Below are 20,281 nucleotides of genomic sequence, written 5' to 3' on the forward strand. Positions count from 1 at the left end.
GACCCTTGGCAAATAACAAATCTGCTAAGAAGCGCGCTATCCAAGCTGAGAAACGTCGTCAGCACAATGCTAGCCGTCGTTCTATGATGCGCACTTACATGAAGAAAACTGTTGCTGCAATCGCTGCTGGCGACAAAGAAGCTGCAACTGCTGCATTCGCTGTAGTTACACCAATCCTAGACCGCATGGCGACTAAAGGCCTTATTCACAAGAATAAAGCAGCTCGTCACAAGTCTCGCTTCTTTGCTGCTATCAACGCTCTGTAATAGAGTTTGATCTTCAGCAACAAAAAACCGGCCTACGCCGGTTTTTTTATACCTTTTTTTCGACCACCCTACTGATTCGCCTGACAATAAAGACGGTGCAACAGTTCAATCATCGCCTTCACTTCTGTACTGCTCAACGTATAAAACACGGTTTGCGCTTCTTTACGTGTATTCACTAAACCATCACGACGTAGCCACGCTAGATGTTGAGAAAGAGCAGATTGGCTGAGTTCCAAACGGCTGCTCAATTCCCCTACCGACAGTTCATTGTCCAGTAACATACATAAAATTTGCAGTCGCCGCTCATTGGCCATCGCTTTGAGCAAAACTACCGCTTTGGCAGAATTTTTTTCCATCTCTTGGAGATTCATTGGTGCCCCCTTTAAATACGGCATTTTAATTCCAACCCATTCATTCACTTTTCTCTGTCGTTCTAATCACCGATGTCGTAATTCGGTTGAGTGATCATGATGGGTCGAAATGGTGAAAGCGGAGAAAACTCGCTGATAATGATAAAAAACTAATCAAGAACGCTAGTTTATTGTTTTCACTTATCATTGGGTAGTGATCAAAGACTTAACAGTGATAATTATTCACAAAAATAAGTTAGTAAAATCAGCATCACAGACATTTTTTACTGCTGGGTGCTGGATCATGCGTTCAGCGAAGATGACATAATACTCCTCTTTAATCTCATCCACATGTCCGATGAGTTTCAATGATGATTCCGCATCCACTTCTGAGACATAAAAAGAAGGAGCCATAAACACGGCATCACTGTGATAGATGGCAAACGCTTTCATTAAAGCAGAGTCATCAAATTCACCGAGAATATGTGGTTGTAACCCTTGACGATCAAACCACTGCCGCACTTTACGCCCCATTGCGGTTCGACTGCCTGGAACTAACAATTTTTTACTCTGCAACACCGCGGGGAATGGCGCAAAATCCACGTCACCAAAGCTGAAAAAACTCATGCGACTCTCACCGAGTTTTTTACTAAATAAGCCGGGACTTTGGCTCGAATCCACTGGGCAATCAGATAAGATCATATCCAACTTATGCTGGGCTAACTGCTCTAATAGCATCTCATGGGTTGATTCAAAGCAGCGCAGATGGATCCGATTATCTCCGGGTACTGAGGTCAGCAATATTTTGCTCACCAATCTTTTGGATAAGGCGTCTGCCACCCCCACATCAAACAACAAGTTTGAACGCTGGCTATAGTTAACGATATCCAACATTTCATAACTCAAGCCAAACATACGATCAGCGTATTTAAAGACCAACTGTCCCAATTCAGTCGGCTCAATACTGCGGCCATTACGTTTCGTCAACTTACCATCAAGTCGATCTTCCAAAGCTTTGATCTGCCCCGTCACGGTTTGGGGCGTTAAAAACAGAGCATCGGCCGCTTTGGTTACCGAGCCTTGTTTACACACCATCCAGAAATAATAGAGGTGGTTATAGTTAAGATGAGACATGAAATCGACTACCCGCTAGAAATCCCGTTTTCCTTATAACAGATGCGATCTTTTACAACAATAAGTTCGGATAAACCGAAACAATAAACCGTTTAGTTAGGATTTTTCATAAACAAAAATACGAACTGTCATAAACTGATAGCACCCGAGGCCTATCGACAAGCTCATTACACACTTTGTTACAACCCAACCACCAAGTGGCACTGGTCACAAACCCATTATAAAACATAAAGTTAACAAAACTCTTGTCACTCATTTTTTAAGCATGTTGCAATATTGATGAATAACTCATCAGTTACACCGAAATGTCATATTAGTGAAATATTTCCTCTCTACCATCAGCCTCGAATTCAACAATCGACCGAACCCTTAACAACGGTCCACGGAGAAAATAATGATAAACCAAGCAACTTCCCCTGCAGCGCCGATTTCGCTGACCACGAAAGGCCTACGTTGGGCAAACTTGGCTTTCATGCTGTATTTACTACTTCTTGCAGTCGCGATGGTCGGCAGCGGTTTTAAATGGGCAACCGGCGATCAAGCCAAAGTTCTATTTGAATTTGCTTCCCACCCAATTGCAGGATTGATGATTGGTTTAGTGGCAACGGCACTGATTCAATCCTCAAGCACGGTGACTTCTATTATTGTTGGTCTCGTTGCCGGTGGGTTACCGGTTGAAACCGCGATTCCTATGGTGATGGGTGCCAATATTGGTACTACTGTGACCAATACTCTCGTCAGCCTTGGCCATATGCGCTGTAAAGAAGAGTTTCGCCGTGCTTTCGCCAGTGCCACCATCCACGATTTTTTCAATCTTCTCGCGGTGCTGATCTTCCTACCTCTAGAAATGATGTTTGGAATTTTAGAGAAAGTCTCACACTGGCTCGTTTCGCCTCTGCTTGCGACTGGCGATATGAGCATGAAAGGTTTTGATTTTATCAAACCGATTACCAAACCTGTCATCACAGGTCTTGAAACCCAGCTTTCGGTATTGGGTAATACTTTCGGTGGTGTCGCACTTATCGTATTGGGTATTGCGACCATTTTCGTCGCCATTACGGTGATGGGCAAACTGATGAAGAGTTTGATGGTTGGCCGCGCACGTGAAATTCTACAAAATGCGATTGGCCGAGGCCCACTACACGGTATTGCTTCAGGTACAGTGGTTACGGTATTAGTTCAATCATCCTCGACCACAACCAGCCTAATGGTTCCTCTCGTGGGCTCTGGCGTGCTGAAAGTGCGTGAAATCTACCCATTTACCTTAGGTGCGAACATTGGCACTTGTATTACTGCTCTGCTGGCCGCAACGGCAGTCTCTGGTGAGTTTGCTGTGTTTGCTCTGCAAATTGCGCTGGTGCACTTAAGCTTTAACTTGATGGCTACGGTCTTGATTTACGGTATTCCTTTCTTACGCGAACTGCCTATTAAAGGTGCTGAGCTCATCTCAACTTGGGCTTGTAAGAGCAAAATGGTGGTGGTGAGTTACTTATTGGGTGTGTTTGTCGTCATCCCCGGCAGCATTCTTGCCCTAACCGCTTAAGCGTTAAAGCATCATCTGTATAAAAAAAGCTCCCGACCTTCGGGAGCTTTTCCTATGTAAAACCCATCAAAAGCCATACCGCCTGAATAAGGGATTAGACTGAAAACGGGTATTGAATAGGATCGTGGAACTGATATCCGGTGACGTCAAAATCATCCAAAGTGACCCAAGTTTCCAAATCCTGCAGTGTTTTAATCTTTGGATTGATATGGAACTGAGGCGCTGGGAATGGCTCACGTTTTAGCTGCACATCGCGCATCAATTCGAGTTGATCTTGGTAAATGTGCGCATTGACGATCTTGTGATACGCCAAGCCCGGCTTTTTCCCTGTGATCTGTGCCATCAGCGCAAGGAACACATAAACCTGCACCATGTTGAAATTCAAACCCAAGGGCACATCACATGAACGCTGAGTGCTGTTGAGATACAAGGTATCCCCCAGCAATGAAAAATGATGGCTGTACATGCAAGGGCGCAAACACCCCATATGAAATTCACCCGGATTGTAGAAGTTAAGAATTTCACCTCGGTCATCAACGCCACGGCTCAAATCATCAACAATCTTTTTCAACTGGTCAATATGACCACCATCAGGCTTAGCCCAAGCTCTACCCTGAACTCCATACACGCGTCCCATGTCATCCTCACCTTTACGGTAAGGATTGTTGAGCCATGCTTGGTTTAAATTGGCATTAGCATCCCAGGTTTTGGTACCTAATTGGCGAAAATCCGCCGCATTATCGTAACCACGAATATAGCCGAGCAACTCGGCCACGGCGGCTTTCCAAAAACTCTTGCGTGTAGTCACTAGAGGAAACTGATTGTTGCCCACATCGTAGGTCAAATCGGCATTAATCACAGTCAAACAACGCTTGCTCGTTCGTTCATTTTCAACCCAAACACCTTGATCGACGATGCGCTGACAAAGATCTAAATACTGTCTCACCTAACTACCCTATTTTGCTGCTACACGGTCTTGATACAAACCGCGCTTGTAAGACCAAACCATCATCAAAATACCGATGATCACCATAGGTAAGGAGAGGATTTGCCCCATTGAAATGAAACCACCAAACAGCCCCAACTGAGCATCTGGCTCACGGACGTATTCCACAAGGAAGCGGAATGTACCGTATCCAGCTAAAAACAGTCCGGATACGCTGCCTAGCGGACGAGGTTTACCAATAAACCAATTAAGAATAAAGAATAGAACCACGCCTTCTAAGGCGAATTCATAAAGCTGTGAAGGATGGCGCGGCAGTGGGCCACCATTAGGGAATACAAAAGCCCAAGGCACATCCGTTACTCGTCCCCAAAGTTCACTATTCATAAAGTTACCGATACGTCCCATCCCCAAACCGAATGGCACCAAGGGGGCAACAAAATCGGCCACACCAAAGAAGGTGCGTTGGTTTTTACGCGCATACCAGAACATGGCGGTGATCACACCCAATAAGCCGCCATGGAAGGACATACCGCCAGTCCAAACTTTGAATAAATAAAGAGGGTCAGCAAGGAACAGATCAAAATTGTAGAAGATCACATAACCAACTCGGCCACCGATCACTACACCTAAAAAGCCGGCGAATAACAAGTCAGAGACTTGCTCACGCGTCCAACCACTGCCCGCGCGATCCGCTCGGCGATTGGCCAACCACATAGCAAAAAGGAAACCCACCAAATACATCAAGCCATACCAGCGCACCGCTAGAGGGCCGATCGAAAACAATACGGGGTCAATATTGGGAAACTGCAGATAACCCTGAGGCATAACAAACCTTCTCTATAAACAATGAGTATTACTGGAACAACATGGTCACAGCGACGCACATTAAAAAAATGGCAAAGAATCGCTTAAGCCTTGCTGTTGGCATTTGGGTGGCAAGTTTAGCGCCAATTCGCGTGGTAAGCATCGATGTTGTAGCAATCGCTAACAATGCAGGTAAATAAACATAACCAAGGCTGTATTGTGGCAAGTTCTCCACTTGATAACCGTGCAAAATAAAACCAATCATGCCCGATATCGCAATCGCAAAACCACAGACCGATGAAGAACCTATCGCCTTTTTCATTTCAATGCCATGTCGATTCAAAAAAGGCACCGATAAAGAACCGCCGCCAATACCGGCCAAACTTGAGATCACCCCAATTCCGGTACCGCACAAGGTGGTAATCCATGCACTTGGCATTGGATGATTTTGCAATGCACGTATCGAACGGTACATCTGCACACTCAAACAGAGCACAATGACCCCGAACACTTTGGGTAAATATTGGCTTGGGATCCATTCTGCAACCACTGAGCCTAAAAACCCACCGACCACCACACCCGGCATTAACCATTTCACGACAAACACATCGACATTACCCAGCTTTAGATGGTTTAGTGCCGATGAGCCTGATGTGAGTATGATCGTCGCTAACGATGTGGCCAGCGCAAGCTGCATCACAATCTCGGTCGAGATGCCAGCATAAGGCAGTAAAAACAGTAGAGCGGGGACCACTAGTAAGCCGCCACCAATACCCAATAAGCCAGCAAGCACACCCACCACTGCCCCTAACAGCAGCAGTATAGCTAAGAGTTCAATATTCACATTTGGTTCCTATTTTTTGCCTGCACGGACAAAACCTGCAAAACCGTGTTTTTCGATATAGGCGAGCATCATATTGTAGATTTCTCGTCCATAAGGTTGGGTTAATGCCTGCTCAGCGAGCTGGGTTAATTCCGCCAGTTCAGAGTGTCGCACCAGATATTTCACTTTAGCGACGTTAGACGTGTTCATACTTAAGGTGGTGTAGCCTAACCCTATCAACAGCAAAGCACCAATCGGATCTCCGGCTAACTCACCACAGACACACACGGGTATTTGATGGGTCGCACAAGTCTGTTGGATCTGCTTCAGAGCCATCACCACCGCAGGATGCATAGATTCATACACATCCGCCACACGCGCATTGTTACGATCCACGGCAAGCAGATATTGGGTCAAATCGTTTGTACCGACAGAGACGAAATCAATTTTATCGGCAATCAGTGGCAGCAGATACAGCATCGAAGGTACTTCGAGCATGATCCCGATTTGCGGCATCACCACGCGTGGATCTTGTTGCAAAACTTCTTGATAGGCTTGATAGATAAATTTCAGCGCATCATCCAGCTCTTTGGCACCGGAAATCATCGGCAGCAAGATGGATAAATTCCCCGACTCCGCACTTGCTCTGAGCATGGCGCGCAGTTGGATAATAAAAATGTCAGGATGATCTAAGGTAAAACGGATACCACGCCAACCGAGAAATGGGTTGTCTTCTTCAATCGGCAAGTAAGGTAAAGGCTTATCACCACCGATATCGAGCGTACGCATAACAACACGTTGATGAGGGTAAGTGTTCAGTACATGCCGATATTGCTGAGTCTGCTCCTCTTCTGAGGGAAATCGGTGCTGCAGTAAGAAAGAGATTTCTGTGCGATACAACCCAACGCCATCCACCCCTTGATTGACGGCAATACTGGTATCGGCACTCAAACCGGCATTCAGTAACAATTCGATTCGTGCGCCATCAAGAGTACATGCGGGCTCACGAATCGCCTCATTGACCATGCGCGACAGCTCACGCTCTTCATTCGCTAAGGCACGATACTCATTCAGAATGGTTTTCGAAGGCGAAATGAATAACTTACCGCTGTAGCCATCGACAATGCCTTTTTTGCCATTCAGATCGCGCAGGTTAATCGATACCCCCATCACCGCAGGAATGCCTAACGCGCGCGACAAAATAGCCGCATGGGAGTTGGCCGCGCCTTCAAGAGAGACGACAGCCAGCAGCTTATCTTTGGGCAGTGCGGCTAACACGCTCGCGGTCAGCTCTCGCACCACCAAGATAACCGGCTTATCGATTTTGGGCTGATTGGTTTCGGTATTGAGCAAGAAAAACAGTAAACGTTGTCCTAACTCACGAATGTCTTGCGCTCGCTCTCGCAGATAAACATCCGACATGCGCGCAAAACGGTTCGAATAACTTTCGACCACTTGGCGCAGCGCCCAATCGGCACGATCCCCTTTTTGGATCTGCGCTTTGAGATCTTTCCGCAGCATAGGATCGTTCAATAAGTGAGTGAACAGATCAAAAATGGCTAACGCTTCTTTGTTGATATCCCCATCGAGCTTTTTACGCATCCGACGAAAATCGGCCAGCGCACTCTCTACTGCCAAGGCAATACGCTCTTGCTCAAAATCAGGGTCCAGGGCTGAGGCGGGTAGCACTTCGGACAGATCTGGCTGGGTATCATCCCACCAAAACTCACCAATCGCGACCCCAGAAGACGCGGCAACACCCGTAATGGCCTGCTGCTTTTTGGATAAACGCCAGTGACCTTGCGTTTGAGCATGCGCCACCAGCACCGCGAGCTGAGCAGCAAGGGTAACTAAAAAGGAGACTTCCATCTCGCTAAATAAACGGGGAGATTTTTGCTGCACCACCAGCACACCAAGCACCTGTTTGCGATAGATGATCGGTGTACCGAGGAAGGAGTGATAAACCTCTTCACCCAACTGCTTAAAATATTTAAAGCTCGGATGTTTTGAGGCTTCGGCTAAGTTAATCGGTTCGGCAGAACGTTTAACCAACCCGACCAAGCCTTCATCAAAATCAATATGGATCTTATCGCCCTTGAACTTCAGACCTTGTGTGGCCATCAATTCCAGACGGTGCATCTCTTCATTCGCTAAATAGACAGTACAACACTCTGTGCTCATCGCCTCACAGGTCTGCTTTACAAAAATATCCAACGCCTGATAGACGTCTTCGACTTTTGAAACTTGTTCTACTATATCCCTTAGCTGAGAAAGCATGCTTAACCTCTGTGAGTGTTGCGTTTGCCCTTCACTTTCCGTTCTTTAAATGGCATCGCTAATGAGGCGAACTCTTTCATTGCGCGGCGATAAACATCACGCTTAAACGACACCACTTGCCTAACCGGATACCAGTAGCTTACCCAGCGCCAACCATCAAACTCAGGGGAACTGCCGCGTTGCATGTTGATTTTCGACTCATCACATTCCAAACGCAGCAAGAACCATTTCTGTTTTTGTCCGATACAGACAGGTTGAGAATCCCAACGTACCAAACGTTTTGGTAACTTATAACGCAGCCAATGACGACTGGTTGCAATCACTTTGACGTCTTTTTTGGTTAACCCAACCTCTTCGTATAGCTCACGGAACATGGCTTGCTCTGGAGATTCTCCATCATCGATTCCACCCTGAGGGAACTGCCATGAATGTTGCCCGTATCGTTTCGCCCAGAAAACCTGACCATGGTTGTTACAAATCACAATCCCGACATTTAGCCGGTAACCATCGCCATCGATCACTGGCAAACCTCTAGTAAATTCTTTAATTGCGTTGATTTTTCCACATATCCCCAAGCGGAGCAAACTTACTATTGTGATTAGCCCGATATTTATTAGTAAATGGGATAAAAAAGGATAAGTTCTGTGCCAGATCTAAGTTATCAACAATTTTATGAGACATACCGCGCATTTATTCACGTTTTCTGTGAATAACCGTGTGAAGAAACTTGGGGGCTGTGTAAAAAAAGGCATTTATCAACAATGACCAATCTAACAACCAGAAAGAAAAACAACAAAAAACAACTGAAAAACAAAAGGTTAAATCAAATCATTCCATAATCAAAAACTTAACCTATCAGACTACATAAAGATCCTCACCAGAAGGTTAAAGATCCATCAATTCGTCATCCTTACACCTTTGTGAGTGCTCAATCGTCGAGAGAAGCATCAATCCAATCTCAGTAGGCCCTCTCTGGGTACTGTTTATTGATCCATACCTTAGCCGACTCTCAAGCCAACAAAATAAAGCTGTGGATAACCTCATCAATAGACCTCTTAATCTCATTTCAAGCATCAAAAATCGTTCATCCATGGCAAGCGCAAGCAAAATCAGTACAATCCCCACTGTGATTATCCAAACCGAAAGCCTTTATGAAACCAGCACCGACGACTCAACAAGAATTACTCACGCGAGCCCAACAAATTGCAGGGCTGAGTTTTGCTGAACTCGCCGATGAAGCAGGCATGACCGTACCGCCAGATCTGCGTAAAGACAAAGGCTGGGTAGGCCAGTTACTGGAATGGCACTTAGGGGCGACAGCAGGCAGTCGTCCACAACAAGATTTTGAACATCTTGGGATTGAGTTAAAGAGCATTCCCATCAGTTACACCGGAAAACCGTTGGAGACCACTTTCGTTTGCGTCGCCCCACTCACCGGAGTTCATGGCTTAACATGGGAGCAAAGTCATGTGCGCAATAAGCTCTCTAAAGTGCTCTGGATCCCGGTACAAGGTGAGCGAGAAATCCCGCTCGCTGAGCGCTGTGTGGGCTCTCCTTTGCTGTGGAGCCCTTCTCCCGAAGAAGAAGCGCAGCTCAAAGCGGACTGGGAAGAGTTAATGGAATTGATTGTGCTGGGTAAAGTGGCACAAATTACCGCTAAACACGGTGAAGTGCTGCAACTGCGCCCTAAAGCCGCCAATGGTCGGGCGCTCACTGAAGCCTATGGAGCCAACGGACGCCCAATCAAAACCCTGCCACGTGGTTTTTATCTGCGTACCCAATTTACTGCGCAAATTCTGCAGCGCTATTACGCCTAGTTATCGTCACAACGATCTTTTTTGTTTTCGCAGTGTCGTGACTCGCTTATAGTGAAAAAACTGTCTCCCTCGTGACTGGGTTCTATTTGTGGCGACAGCGCAAACCTCTGTGATTTTTCTTATTCCGAATGTAACAAAGTCGCCGCCATCACTCGGCTTCAACTTCCAATACAAGGGAATATCATTCGTTCTTTGGCTCTAAGACAAGGAAGTGTTATGCAATATACCAAGCTGCCTCATTCCAGCCTCGAAATCAGCAAGATCTGTTTAGGTACCATGACGTTTGGTGAACAGAATTCGCAAGCTGATGCCTTTCAACAGCTCGATTATGCTCTCGAGCGTGGAGTGAATTTTATCGATACGGCGGAGATGTATCCGGTTCCGCCAACGGCACAAACACAAGGTAAAACCGAAGAGTTTATTGGCAATTGGCTGACTAAATCCGGTAAGCGAGAGAAAATCGTGCTCGCCACCAAAGTCGCTGGTCCACGCAATGTGCCTTACATTCGCGACAAAATGGCGCTCGATCATCGCAATATCCATCAAGCGGTCGATGATAGCCTACGTCGTCTGCAAACGGATTATATCGACCTGTATCAACTTCACTGGCCGCAGCGCCAAACCAATACTTTCGGTCAGCTCAACTACCCTTATCCAGACAAGCAAGAAGAAGTAACGCTGATTGAAACACTGGAAGCGCTCAATGATTTGGTGCGCATGGGTAAAGTGCGTTATATCGGAGTCTCTAATGAAACGCCGTGGGGAGTGATGAGCTACCTGCGTCTTGCAGAAAAGCATGAACTGCCAAGAATTGTCTCGATCCAGAACCCTTATAATCTGCTCAACCGCAGTTTTGAGGTGGGACTTGCCGAAATAAGTCATCTGGAGGGCGTTAAGCTACTCGCTTACTCGCCACTCGCCTTTGGTGCTTTAAGTGGTAAATATCTCAATGGTGCTCGTCCTGCGGGTGCGCGTTGTACACTGCATCAACGCTTCTCACGCTACTTTACAGAACAAGGCATTCTTGCAACAGAAGCCTATGTCGCATTAGCCCAGCAATTTGGGCTCGATCCTGCGCAAATGGCACTGGCGTTTGTTAATCAGCGCCCATTTGTGGCCTCGAATATTATCGGAGCCACAACGATGGAGCAGTTAAAATCGAATTTGGATAGTTTGGATATTTCATTAAATGCAGAACTTCTGCAAAAAATTCAGGAGATTGGAACCACTTATTCCAATCCCTGTCCTTAGTGATGTGGGGGCTGGTGCACAGACCAGCCCCTTAGCATTACGTCGGTATTCGCGCAGCTAACACTCGGCGAATATGTCTCACACGGCGTTCCGCGACAACAGCATCCGGTAAACTCAAGCCGATTGGACGACCATCCGTTTCCAAGCCAATATCACGCAACAAATGCGGATTATTCCAAGGTAGATGGTAACTACTTCTGCGCACTTTACGCTTCCACACTCGCTCCTCACGGCGCAGCTCAGCACGAACCAGTAACACAGCTAATTGTAAGTAAATAGATTGACGCATGGTATTTTCTCCAGTGGTTTTGCTGGGGAAAATGACGATCGAAAGGGAAAAGTCAGAAGACACTCCTACTCAGCTGCCATTTTCCGCAGCCTAATAAGAGGTTACGGATTAATTCAGTGATCTTTGCTCAAATCATTGCCCATTGCGCACACGGGAAAATCTCGGAGTGCGGTTTGGGTTGAATCAAGATCAGAAGCGCAAAACAATGATGCAGATACGAAATGTGCCATGATGCGCCTCCAAGCAAAGTCAATTAATCCAAAAGAAAGGTGATATTGAGTAAGTGAAACTTACGATTAAATTCTAAACAACTCAGGTAACAATATTCAACATCTTATTACACATGCTCGAAAAAACAGCGTTTTTCGCTAAGTCAGAGTTTTTATCGCGTTTATGAATAACATATTCAGCCAAGGAATAAACACAAGGCGGCATATGCATCCAAAGATTGATACTCGCAATAAGCCATAACACTGAAATTCGCTGCAGAAAGACGTCTCAAAATCAGTCTGTACTACAAAAAATTCAGCCACTTAACCAAGTGGCTGAACATGAGTACAAGGTAAATCAGCAAAACTTAGAAGTTTTCATCGGTGATCAAGTTGTGTTTATTCAGTAAGCGATACATGGTTGCACGCGATACTCCCAGCTCTTTGGCTGCCGTTGAAACTTGCCCAGAGTGCGACTCCAACACCAGCAGCAGTGCATCACGCTCGGAGCGTTCCCGAATGCTTTTCAGGCTGCGACGGCCATCGCTGCGCTTGGGAAGATCGAGCTGAGATTCATCCAGCACCACAGTATCTGACATTAATACCACACGCTTGATCTGGTTCATCAGCTCACGCACATTACCCGGCCAATGGTAGCGAGTTAACCCACGTACGGCATCATCAGAGAAGCTACGCGCCTGAGCGTTGTACTCTTTGGAGTATTCTTGCAAAAAGTGTTTAGCCAGTAGCACGATATCCGATGCGCGCTCTTTCAAACTAGGCACATTAATCCGCAATACGTTAATGTAGTGGTACAACTCTTCGTTAAAATCACCATCGATCAGCGCTTTTTCTATGTCTGACGAATTGGCGGCCAAAATACGCACATCGACTGCGCGAACCCCTTGGCGCGTCTCCACAGTCCCTTCTTGTAAGAAACGCAGTAGGTTCAACTGTTGGCTTTTAGGCAAGGTCAAAATATCGTTTAGCAGCAGTGTGCCACCATCCGCTTGCAGCAAAAAGGGTTGTTGGCCTTCCTCCGTTTCGCCAAGACCAAACAGCTCGCTTTCAAGGCGCTTTTCTGACATAGCTCGGCAATTAACTGAAATGAAAGGTTTTTGTGCACGCGACGATGTTTTGTGAATCGCCTTAGCCACCGTTTCTTTCCCAGTACCACTTTCGCCATAGATCAAAATACTGACATCGGTCGGGCCAATGCGTTTGATCTGATCGCGCAAACGCTTCATAGGCATAGATTCCCCAATCAAGCCCATGTTGCCGGCCGAGCCAAAATGTGGCCACACTTTCTTTTCCAACTTCAGCATGCCAAGTTGGTGACCAATGGTGCTCAACAACTGAGCATCAGGGATCGGCGCAGTAAAAAAGTCGATACAGAAGTTAACGATAAATTGGCAAATGGTATCTGAACTGAGCTGCGCCTCACGAATGAACGCCAGCCAACGGACTTGCTTATGGCTACTCACCAAATTCGCAATCCCGTTAAGGCTAAATTCATCATGGCTTAAATCCACAATACCAATACATGGCCCAGTCTCGACAAATAACGCATCGGCTTTGCGCAAATCTGCTACTTGAGTACAGCGCCAACCCACTTTTTCCAACACAGCCAGCCAGGGTTCATAGGTACCTCCCACCACAACAAGAGAGCCAGGTACTGAATCCATACGGAATTGAGTGCTCATGAACCTATATTCCTTATTTTTATTGTTACGATGCGGATTATTCTATTCGCACCCACTACATGGTTACGGACGTTACATTAGCGAGACTTTGCACTAGAATCTGTCTCACAGATAAGACTAGCCAACAAATGCCCATTTTTCTAATCAACTTATGGGAGAAAGTCATAATTCAGTAAAAAGAATGACTTACATTGCACCGACTTGGCACGATTATTTCTTGAGGAAATAAAAAAAGCCGCTCAATAGAGCGGCTTTTTAATCAATCTACAGTGATTATTGCTGAGGGCGCATCGCTGGGAACAAAATCACATCACGGATAGTGTGAGTATTGGTCAGGAGCATAACCAGACGATCAATACCAATACCTTGACCCGCTGTTGGCGGTAAGCCGTGCTCTAAAGCGGTAATGTAGTCGGCATCATAGAACATGGCTTCATCATCACCAGACTCTTTCGCTTCCACTTGGGCTTTGAAACGCGCATCTTGGTCTTCAGCATCGTTCAGCTCTGAGAAGCCGTTTGCCACTTCACGGCCACCGATGAAGAACTCAAAGCGGTCAGTGAAGAACGGGTTGTCATCGCTACGACGTGCCAGTGGAGAGATATCTGCTGGGTAGCCAGTGATGAAAGTTGGCTGCATCAGTTTCGGCTCAGCCGTTTCACCAAAGATCTCTTCGAGAAGCTGACCACAGGTCCAGAAAGGCTCCACATCAACGTGAACGGATTTCGCGATAGAAACCATGAGGTCACGGTTTTGGATGTCTTCTTCGGTCAGAGCTTGGATCTGCGCGTGATTTGGGTTGTAGTGCTTGATCGCATCAAACATGCTCATACGCGCGTATTTACCACCAAATTCAACGGTATGCTCACCGTAAGGCATGGAGGTTGAACCGAGAACTTCTAACGCTACAGAGCTGAGCAGCTCTTCCGTCAGATCCATCAGATCTTTGTAGTCCGCGTACGCCATATAGAATTCCATCATGGTGAATTCTGGGTTGTGACGTGGAGAAAGACCTTCGTTACGGAAGTTACGGTTGATTTCGAATACACGATCAAAACCACCGACAACCAGACGCTTCAGGTACAGCTCAGGCGCGATACGTAAGTACATCGGCATGTCGAGCGCGTTGTGGTGCGTGATAAATGGGCGCGCACTCGCACCACCAGGGATCACGTGCATCATCGGCGTTTCCACTTCCATGAACTGTTTTGAGATCATGAAGTTACGAATGGCTGACATCACCTTAGAACGTACAATGAAAGCGTTACGAGAATTTTCGTTGACGATCAGGTCAACGTAACGCTGGCGGTAACGCATTTCTTGGTCAGTCAGACCGTGGAATTTCTCTGGCAGCGGGCGCAGTGCTTTGGTCAGCAGTTGGAATTGCTCCATGTTGACGTACAAATCGCCTTTACCGGATTTGTGCAGGGCACCTTGCACACCGATGATGTCACCGATATCCAAACCTTGGTATTTATCTTTCAGCTCTTGTTGCACTTCTTTCGATGCATAAGCCTGAATGCGGCCAGAGGTTTCTTGAATCACCAAGAATGGGCCACGTTTTGCCATCACACGACCAGCGATAGACACCACGTGATTGAGCGCTTCCAGTTCTTCCTTACTCTTTTCACCGAACTTCTTCTGCAGATCACCCGCTAGGCTGTCGCGACGGAACGAGTTTGGGTGCCCGTTTGCTTTACAGTTCTTGCGGATGTGATCCAACTTGCTGCGACGCTCTGCAATCAGTTTGTTTTCTTCTTGCGCGATTTGCTCTTGATTAATCTCGTTTTGAACAGCATCAGTCATTTGCATGTACCTTGTTTGTCGGTAAAAAGCTTACAGGCCTGATTTCAGGCTAGCTTCGATAAATTTGTCTAAGTCACCATCGAGTACCGCTTGCGTGTTGCGGTTTTCAATACCTGTACGTAAATCCTTGATTCGTGAATCATCCAACACGTAAGAACGGATTTGGCTACCCCAACCAATGTCGGATTTAGCATCTTCGTTAGCCTGTTTCTCGGCGTTCTGCTTTTGCAGCTCCAATTCAAACAGTTTGGCGCGAAGTTGCTTCATCGCTTGGTCTTTGTTTTTGTGCTGTGAGCGATCGTTTTGACACTGCACGACCGTATTGGTCGGTACGTGAGTGATACGTACCGCCGATTCGGTGGTGTTAACGTGCTGACCACCGGCACCAGAAGCACGATACACGTCTATACGCAGATCGGCAGGGTTAATTTCGATATCTATGTTTTCATCTACTTCAGGGTAGATAAACGCCGAAGCAAACGACGTATGACGGCGGCCACCTGAATCGAACGGTGATTTACGCACTAAACGGTGTACACCGGTTTCGGTACGTAGCCAACCATAAGCGTAATCACCAATGATACGCACTGTCGCAGATTTCAATCCTGCTACGTCGCCTTCCGACACTTCAATCACTTCGGTTTTAAAGCCTTTAGCATCTGCCCAGCGCAAGTACATGCGCAGCAGCATCGACGTCCAATCTTGCGCTTCTGTACCGCCAGAACCGGCTTGTAGGTCAAGGTAGCAATCGGAAGAATCGTGATCGCCAGAGAACATGCGGCGGAATTCGAGCTGTTCAAGTTTCGCTTCTAGCTCATCCAATTCAGGACCAATTTCATCAAACGTTTCTTGATCTTCCGCTTCGATGGCCAGTTCTAGTAGACCTTCGACATCGTCGACACCACGATCCAGTTGATCTATGGTATCCACAACCGCTTCAAGTGCTGAACGCTCTTTACCGAGGGCTTGCGCACGCTCAGGTTGGGTCCAGACATCAGGTTGTTCTAATTCGGCATTGACTTCTTCAAGACGCTCTTTCTTGGCGTCATAGTCAAAGATACCCCCTCAGGATATTTGTGCGTTCAGACACATCCTGCAGGCGGTTTTTAATAGGATTGATTTCAAACATGTTGGCTTACGGGTTATGAATAGAAATTAACCGCGGAATTCTACTGAAAAATGTGATGAAGATACAGGAAAAAATACGTTATCCCGCCTTAGTAAACAGAATAAACCGCAAAAGATCCCTATAAAAAAGCGGAAGCCATGGCTCCCGCTTAATCTGCTATTGAAGAGCGTTATGCTAGCTCTTCTTCTAGAACAGGGGATGATGCTGAAGGAATAAAGAACATGCAGATCATCGCAGCGCAAGTCGGTAGCAACCAGCCCATACCGTACTCAAAGAAAGGTAGGAAGCTGAACGCTGAAACATCAAAGCCCGCAACTTTTGCCGCATCCAGTAACGCCACCAGCAGAGAAACGGACAGCACAGCACGGTATGCTACCCGTGGGTTTGGCAGTTTGTGACGCACGAAAGTCAATGCGACCAGAGCAATCGCCACAGGGTACAGAGCAAACAGTACAGGAATCGAGAGTGTGATGAGCTGCGCCAAACCAACGTTCGCCACAACGCCACACGCTACACCATTAATCACTACCCACTGTTTGTAAGATAGCGACGTGTGTTTGCTGAAGAAATCAGAACACGCTGAAATCAAGCCAACCGCCGTGGTCAAACAAGCCAGCATAACGATAACCGAGAGAACCAACTGACCATAGCTACCAAAGAGAGCTTGTACGTATTGGCTTAAAATCGCGCCGCCGTTGTTAGCCCCCGCCGCCACACTTGAGCTGGTTGCACCAAGATAGAAGAGCGAGCCGTAAACCAACGCCAAACCAATTGCCGCAATCACCGCTGAAGTGATCAGATAACGGGTAGTCGCCGCACGATCGGTAATCCCTTTGCTACGCAGTGCATCGACAATCAAGATACCAAACATCAGTGACGCAAACGTATCCATGGTGTTATAGCCTTCCAAGAAGCCTTTGGTCAGAGGTTGGCTTAGGTACTCACCTTGCGCAGCAATCATCTCGCCTTGTGGGTTCATAAACACGCCCAGCGCAAGGATAATCAGACCGATAAAGAGCGCAGGTGTCAGCAGTTTACCAATCAAATCAACCAGTTTGCCTTGCGACCATGAGAAGAACATCGCAACAGCAAAAAACAGCACAGAGAAAAGCGTGAGATAAGATTGAGTGCTCTCTGCAAAAAATGGTTTTACTGCCATTTCGTAAGCCACCAGACCCGTACGAGGAGCTGCAAATGCAGGACCAATGACGATCAGAATCAGTGCAGCCATCAGCACAGAAGCTTTTACAGGCAGATCTTTGGTGAGATGCTCCCAGCTACCACCCGCAACGGCAATCGCGATGATAGTGATCAGCGGCAAACCCACAGCGGTCAGCAAAAAGCCGAACATGGCAGGAGTAATGTTCTCACCCGCCAACTGGCCAGCGAGAGGTGGAAAAATGATATTGCCTGCGCCTAAGAAGAAGGCGAACAGCATAAAGCCCAAAGCTAAAATATCTGCTAGTTTTAACGTCTGCTTCACAGATAACCCTTATTTATTAAAGTAATGAATGTTGTGTATGCATTTCGCTGCTTAGAAAAATGTGATACCAAGCGGCTTATGGCCGAATAATGACGAATGCGCTTGTATTTCGCAACCGCAAAGCAAAAAACACAACAATAATTTATAATCACAACAATTATGCAGTGTCATATGCTAGCTGACTGTAAAAATGCAGAATTACGACCTGCTTTATAAGCTCATTATTTCACCAATCAACAGAATAAAATATTACTAACCATCTTCAGAAGAGAGCTTTTCGCTTAACTCTGGTTTGACCTAGAATCTCGATGAAAACCAATAAATTAATCAATAAAAGCTTTCGCTTTAAACAATTCTCTATAGAAGAGGGCACATGCGGCATGCCAATCAGTACCGATGGCGTTTTACTCGGTAGCTGGGCATTTAGCCTCTCTCCAACGACGATTTTAGATATTGGCTGTGGTACAGGGCTTTTGAGTTTAATGTGCGCGCAGCGCTTCCCTCATGCCCACATCACCGCTTTGGATATTGAGCAAAGTGCGTATCAAGCGGCAGAGCACAATCGCCAGCAGAGTCCTTGGGCTGAACGCATCGAATGCCAACATGCCGATATTCTGCACTGGCTGCCCAGCAAACGCTTTGCCGCGATCATTTGTAACCCACCTTATTTCAACAGCGGAGAAACCGCTCAACACCAAGTCAGAGCGACGGCACGCCACACCATCAGCTTGCAGCACCAAGCCTTGATTGAGCGCTTACCTCAGCTCCTCGAACCCGATGGCGTAGCGAGTTTTATTCTACCTAAAGCGGAAGGTGAAGATTTCATCGCCCTAGCCAAACAAGCTGGACTCTTTGTGGGTCGCTATTGTCAGGTTCAACCAACCACGGAAAAACCTGTGCATCGTCTATTATTCGAGCTGCACCTATCCCCTTGTTTACCAGTAGAGACAAGACTGGTGATCCGTGAGCAGCAAGGTTACAGTGAGGCGTTTTGTCAGTTAACTCGCGATTTTTATCTGAAGATGTCGTAATTAAAGATGTGATCTAAAGCGTGATCCATCTATAATGTGCGCCCTGTTTTAAGACAGAGCCTTTCAACGCTTGTGGAGTAATTATTTGTGATTAAAACCTTTGCCGACCTCGAACTCGATCCAATTTTGCTTGAAGCGATCGAAGAAATGGGCTTTAGCCGCCCAACCCAAGTTCAGGCTGAAGCAATCCCGCAAGCACTGGATGGTCGCGATGTCTTAGCCTCAGCCCCAACAGGCACGGGTAAAACGGCGGCTTTCGTGATCCCAGCGCTGCAATATTTGCTCGATTTCCCACGCCGTAAAGCGGGTCCTGCGCGGATTTTGATCCTCACTCCGACTCGTGAACTGGCGATGCAAGTGGCTGAACAAGCACAGGCGCTGGCCAAAAATACTCGTCTGAACATTTTCACCATTACCGGTGGTGTTCAGTACCAAGAGCACGCCGATATTCTGGCCACGACTCAAGATATCGTGGTCGCCACACCAGGACGTCTGCTGGAATACATTGACGCCGAGCGCTTTGATTGTCGTGCGATTGAGTGGCTGATCCTCGATGAAGCGGACCGCATGTTGGACATGGGTTTTGGCCCAACCGTTGACCGTCTTTCAACCGAGTGTCGCTGGCGTAAACAGACACTGCTCTTCTCTGCGACTTTAGAAGGCCGCGGTGTGGAAGGCTTTACTGCCGATCTGTTAAAAGATCCCGCCCATGTCGATGCCGAGCCACCCCGTCGTGAGCGTAAGAAAATTTCGCAGTGGTACCACCGCGCCGATGATATGCCTCACAAAGTGGAGCTGCTGAAAAAGATCCTAACCGAGCAAGCTGAACGTTCTATCGTGTTTTTGAAAACTCGTGAGCGTCTCGCAGACCTGCGTGCTGAGCTGGAGAAAGCCCAGATCCCTTGTGCTTGGATTCAAGGTGAAATGCCGCAAGATCGCCGTAACAATGCGATCAGCCGTTTCCGTGAAGGCGATGTCAATATTCTGCTGGCTACCGATGTGGCGGCGCGTGGTATTGATGTGCCAGACATCAGCCATGTGATCAACTTTGACTTGCCACGCAGTGCTGACGTTTACCTACACCGTATTGGTCGCACCGGACGTGCAGGGAAAAAAGGTATTGCTATTTCACTGGTTGAAGCGCACGACCAGCCGATGATGGCGCGTGTTGAACGTTACATCAAAGAAGAAGTTAAAGAGCGCTTTATTGATGGTTTACGCCCTAAGCACAAAAAGCCTGTGTTTAAGAAAAAGAAAAAAGACAGCAAGAAAACCGCAGATAAAGGCGCGGTGAAAAAGAAAACCACCAGCAAGCCAAAAGCAAAAGCGACCAAGAAGAAAGCCGCGACCAAAGCCTAAGTAAGATAGGCAATCCAGTTACGAAAAAGCCGATGAATTTTCATCGGCTTTTTTATTTGGT

At 46.9% G+C, this 20,281-nt stretch carries 18 protein-coding genes; 6 read left to right on the forward strand and 12 right to left on the reverse strand.

The window, feature by feature from the left end:
- Window positions 1-5: 5 nt before the first annotated feature.
- A complete protein-coding gene (gene rpsT / locus GOU96_RS05445; RefSeq protein WP_000002742.1) occupies window positions 6-266 on the forward strand; it encodes a 30S ribosomal protein S20 in 261 nt (86 codons plus the stop codon).
- 68 nt (window positions 267-334) lie between these two features.
- Here the strand turns inward: rpsT and GOU96_RS05450 are convergent, their stop codons facing one another.
- Both GOU96_RS05450 and nhaR read right to left on the reverse strand, forming a co-directional pair.
- Window positions 335-637, reverse strand: a complete 303-nt coding sequence (locus GOU96_RS05450; RefSeq protein ID WP_001053149.1) for an ArsR/SmtB family transcription factor — start codon at window positions 635-637, stop codon at window positions 335-337.
- Between the two features lie 222 nt (window positions 638-859).
- A complete protein-coding gene (nhaR, locus tag GOU96_RS05455) occupies window positions 860-1,750 on the reverse strand; it encodes a transcriptional activator NhaR (RefSeq protein WP_000018876.1) in 891 nt (296 codons plus the stop codon).
- A gap of 394 nt (window positions 1,751-2,144) precedes the next feature.
- Between nhaR and GOU96_RS05460 the strand changes: the two genes are divergently transcribed.
- A complete protein-coding gene (locus GOU96_RS05460; protein WP_000609761.1) occupies window positions 2,145-3,293 on the forward strand; it encodes a Na/Pi cotransporter family protein in 1,149 nt (382 codons plus the stop codon).
- Window positions 3,294-3,387: 94 nt separating this feature from the next.
- Here the strand turns inward: GOU96_RS05460 and GOU96_RS05465 are convergent, their stop codons facing one another.
- From GOU96_RS05465 to rppH, 5 genes are read right to left on the reverse strand one after another with little or no spacing between them, the layout of a single operon-like run.
- A complete protein-coding gene (locus GOU96_RS05465; RefSeq protein ID WP_267781470.1) occupies window positions 3,388-4,239 on the reverse strand; it encodes a thymidylate synthase in 852 nt (283 codons plus the stop codon).
- Between the two features lie 9 nt (window positions 4,240-4,248).
- On the reverse strand, window positions 4,249-5,064 hold the full coding sequence (gene lgt / locus GOU96_RS05470) for a prolipoprotein diacylglyceryl transferase (RefSeq protein WP_001135560.1): 816 nt from the start codon (window positions 5,062-5,064) through the stop codon (window positions 4,249-4,251).
- A gap of 28 nt (window positions 5,065-5,092) precedes the next feature.
- Window positions 5,093-5,887 (reverse strand): sulfite exporter TauE/SafE family protein, encoded by a 795-nt coding sequence (locus tag GOU96_RS05475; RefSeq protein WP_001019422.1) that lies wholly within the window; start codon window positions 5,885-5,887, stop codon window positions 5,093-5,095.
- Between the two features lie 9 nt (window positions 5,888-5,896).
- The gene (gene ptsP / locus GOU96_RS05480) at window positions 5,897-8,143 is read right to left on the reverse strand and encodes a phosphoenolpyruvate--protein phosphotransferase (protein WP_267781468.1); all 2,247 of its coding nucleotides are present in this window, start codon (window positions 8,141-8,143) and stop codon (window positions 5,897-5,899) included.
- Window positions 8,144-8,145: 2 nt separating this feature from the next.
- Window positions 8,146-8,664, reverse strand: coding sequence for an RNA pyrophosphohydrolase (gene rppH / locus GOU96_RS05485; RefSeq protein ID WP_001911254.1), 519 nt, complete (start codon window positions 8,662-8,664; stop codon window positions 8,146-8,148).
- Between the two features lie 630 nt (window positions 8,665-9,294).
- On the opposite strand from rppH, the gene mutH reads away from it, so the two are divergent.
- Together mutH and GOU96_RS05495 are read left to right on the forward strand one after the other, a co-directional pair.
- Window positions 9,295-9,960 carry a DNA mismatch repair endonuclease MutH gene (mutH, locus tag GOU96_RS05490; RefSeq protein WP_000801220.1) on the forward strand — a complete coding sequence of 222 codons (666 nt, stop codon included), beginning with the start codon at window positions 9,295-9,297 and terminating at the stop codon, window positions 9,958-9,960.
- A 216-nt stretch (window positions 9,961-10,176) separates the two neighbouring features.
- Window positions 10,177-11,211: an NADP(H)-dependent aldo-keto reductase gene (locus tag GOU96_RS05495; protein WP_001200445.1), complete on the forward strand. Its 1,035-nt coding sequence runs from the start codon at window positions 10,177-10,179 to the stop codon at window positions 11,209-11,211.
- A gap of 37 nt (window positions 11,212-11,248) precedes the next feature.
- Here the strand turns inward: GOU96_RS05495 and GOU96_RS05500 are convergent, their stop codons facing one another.
- The 5 genes from GOU96_RS05500 to brnQ all read right to left on the reverse strand — a co-directional run bounded on the left by GOU96_RS05500 (window position 11,249) and on the right by brnQ (window position 17,830).
- Window positions 11,249-11,500, reverse strand: coding sequence for a hypothetical protein (locus tag GOU96_RS05500; RefSeq protein WP_001249919.1), 252 nt, complete (start codon window positions 11,498-11,500; stop codon window positions 11,249-11,251).
- A gap of 577 nt (window positions 11,501-12,077) precedes the next feature.
- A complete protein-coding gene (vpsR, locus tag GOU96_RS05505) occupies window positions 12,078-13,412 on the reverse strand; it encodes a cyclic-di-GMP-binding transcriptional regulator VpsR (RefSeq protein ID WP_000107102.1) in 1,335 nt (444 codons plus the stop codon).
- A 273-nt stretch (window positions 13,413-13,685) separates the two neighbouring features.
- A complete protein-coding gene (gene lysS, locus GOU96_RS05510) occupies window positions 13,686-15,218 on the reverse strand; it encodes a lysine--tRNA ligase (protein WP_000128764.1) in 1,533 nt (510 codons plus the stop codon).
- 30 nt (window positions 15,219-15,248) lie between these two features.
- Window positions 15,249-16,347 (reverse strand): peptide chain release factor 2 gene (gene prfB, locus GOU96_RS05515; protein WP_010895430.1). Its coding sequence is split into 2 segments (ribosomal slippage): window positions 15,249-16,271 and window positions 16,273-16,347, totalling 1,098 coding nucleotides; the frame shifts between segments, so codons are not numbered across the junction.
- Window positions 16,348-16,516: 169 nt separating this feature from the next.
- Window positions 16,517-17,830, reverse strand: coding sequence for a branched-chain amino acid transport system II carrier protein (gene brnQ / locus GOU96_RS05520; protein WP_000815022.1), 1,314 nt, complete (start codon window positions 17,828-17,830; stop codon window positions 16,517-16,519).
- Window positions 17,831-18,138: 308 nt separating this feature from the next.
- Between brnQ and GOU96_RS05525 the strand changes: the two genes are divergently transcribed.
- Window positions 18,139-18,861, forward strand: coding sequence for a tRNA1(Val) (adenine(37)-N6)-methyltransferase (locus tag GOU96_RS05525; protein ID WP_000856163.1), 723 nt, complete (start codon window positions 18,139-18,141; stop codon window positions 18,859-18,861).
- 87 nt (window positions 18,862-18,948) lie between these two features.
- Window positions 18,949-20,220, forward strand: a complete 1,272-nt coding sequence (gene srmB, locus GOU96_RS05530) for an ATP-dependent RNA helicase SrmB (RefSeq protein WP_000597952.1) — start codon at window positions 18,949-18,951, stop codon at window positions 20,218-20,220.
- Window positions 20,221-20,281 lie beyond the last annotated feature (61 nt).

Source organism: Vibrio sp. R-1, assembly GCF_035615595.1.
GTDB classification, from domain to species: Bacteria; Pseudomonadota; Gammaproteobacteria; order Enterobacterales; family Vibrionaceae; genus Vibrio; species Vibrio cholerae.

What these genes read in the sequence shown, in the direction of transcription:
- nhaR (WP_000018876.1), bottom strand. Translation starts at nt 1,750, where the DNA reads ATGTCTCATCTTAACTATAACCACCTCTATTATTTCTGGATGGTGTGT.
- GOU96_RS05500 (WP_001249919.1), bottom strand. Translation starts at nt 11,500, where the DNA reads ATGCGTCAATCTATTTACTTACAATTAGCTGTGTTACTGGTTCGTGCT.
- lysS (WP_000128764.1), bottom strand. Translation starts at nt 15,218, where the DNA reads ATGACTGATGCTGTTCAAAACGAGATTAATCAAGAGCAAATCGCGCAA.
- GOU96_RS05460 (WP_000609761.1), top strand. Translation starts at nt 2,145, where the DNA reads ATGATAAACCAAGCAACTTCCCCTGCAGCGCCGATTTCGCTGACCACG.
- GOU96_RS05450 (WP_001053149.1), bottom strand. Translation starts at nt 637, where the DNA reads ATGAATCTCCAAGAGATGGAAAAAAATTCTGCCAAAGCGGTAGTTTTG.
- lgt (WP_001135560.1), bottom strand. Translation starts at nt 5,064, where the DNA reads ATGCCTCAGGGTTATCTGCAGTTTCCCAATATTGACCCCGTATTGTTT.
- vpsR (WP_000107102.1), bottom strand. Translation starts at nt 13,412, where the DNA reads ATGAGCACTCAATTCCGTATGGATTCAGTACCTGGCTCTCTTGTTGTG.
- GOU96_RS05495 (WP_001200445.1), top strand. Translation starts at nt 10,177, where the DNA reads ATGCAATATACCAAGCTGCCTCATTCCAGCCTCGAAATCAGCAAGATC.
- ptsP (WP_267781468.1), bottom strand. Translation starts at nt 8,143, where the DNA reads ATGCTTTCTCAGCTAAGGGATATAGTAGAACAAGTTTCAAAAGTCGAA.
- mutH (WP_000801220.1), top strand. Translation starts at nt 9,295, where the DNA reads ATGAAACCAGCACCGACGACTCAACAAGAATTACTCACGCGAGCCCAA.
- GOU96_RS05525 (WP_000856163.1), top strand. Translation starts at nt 18,139, where the DNA reads ATGAAAACCAATAAATTAATCAATAAAAGCTTTCGCTTTAAACAATTC.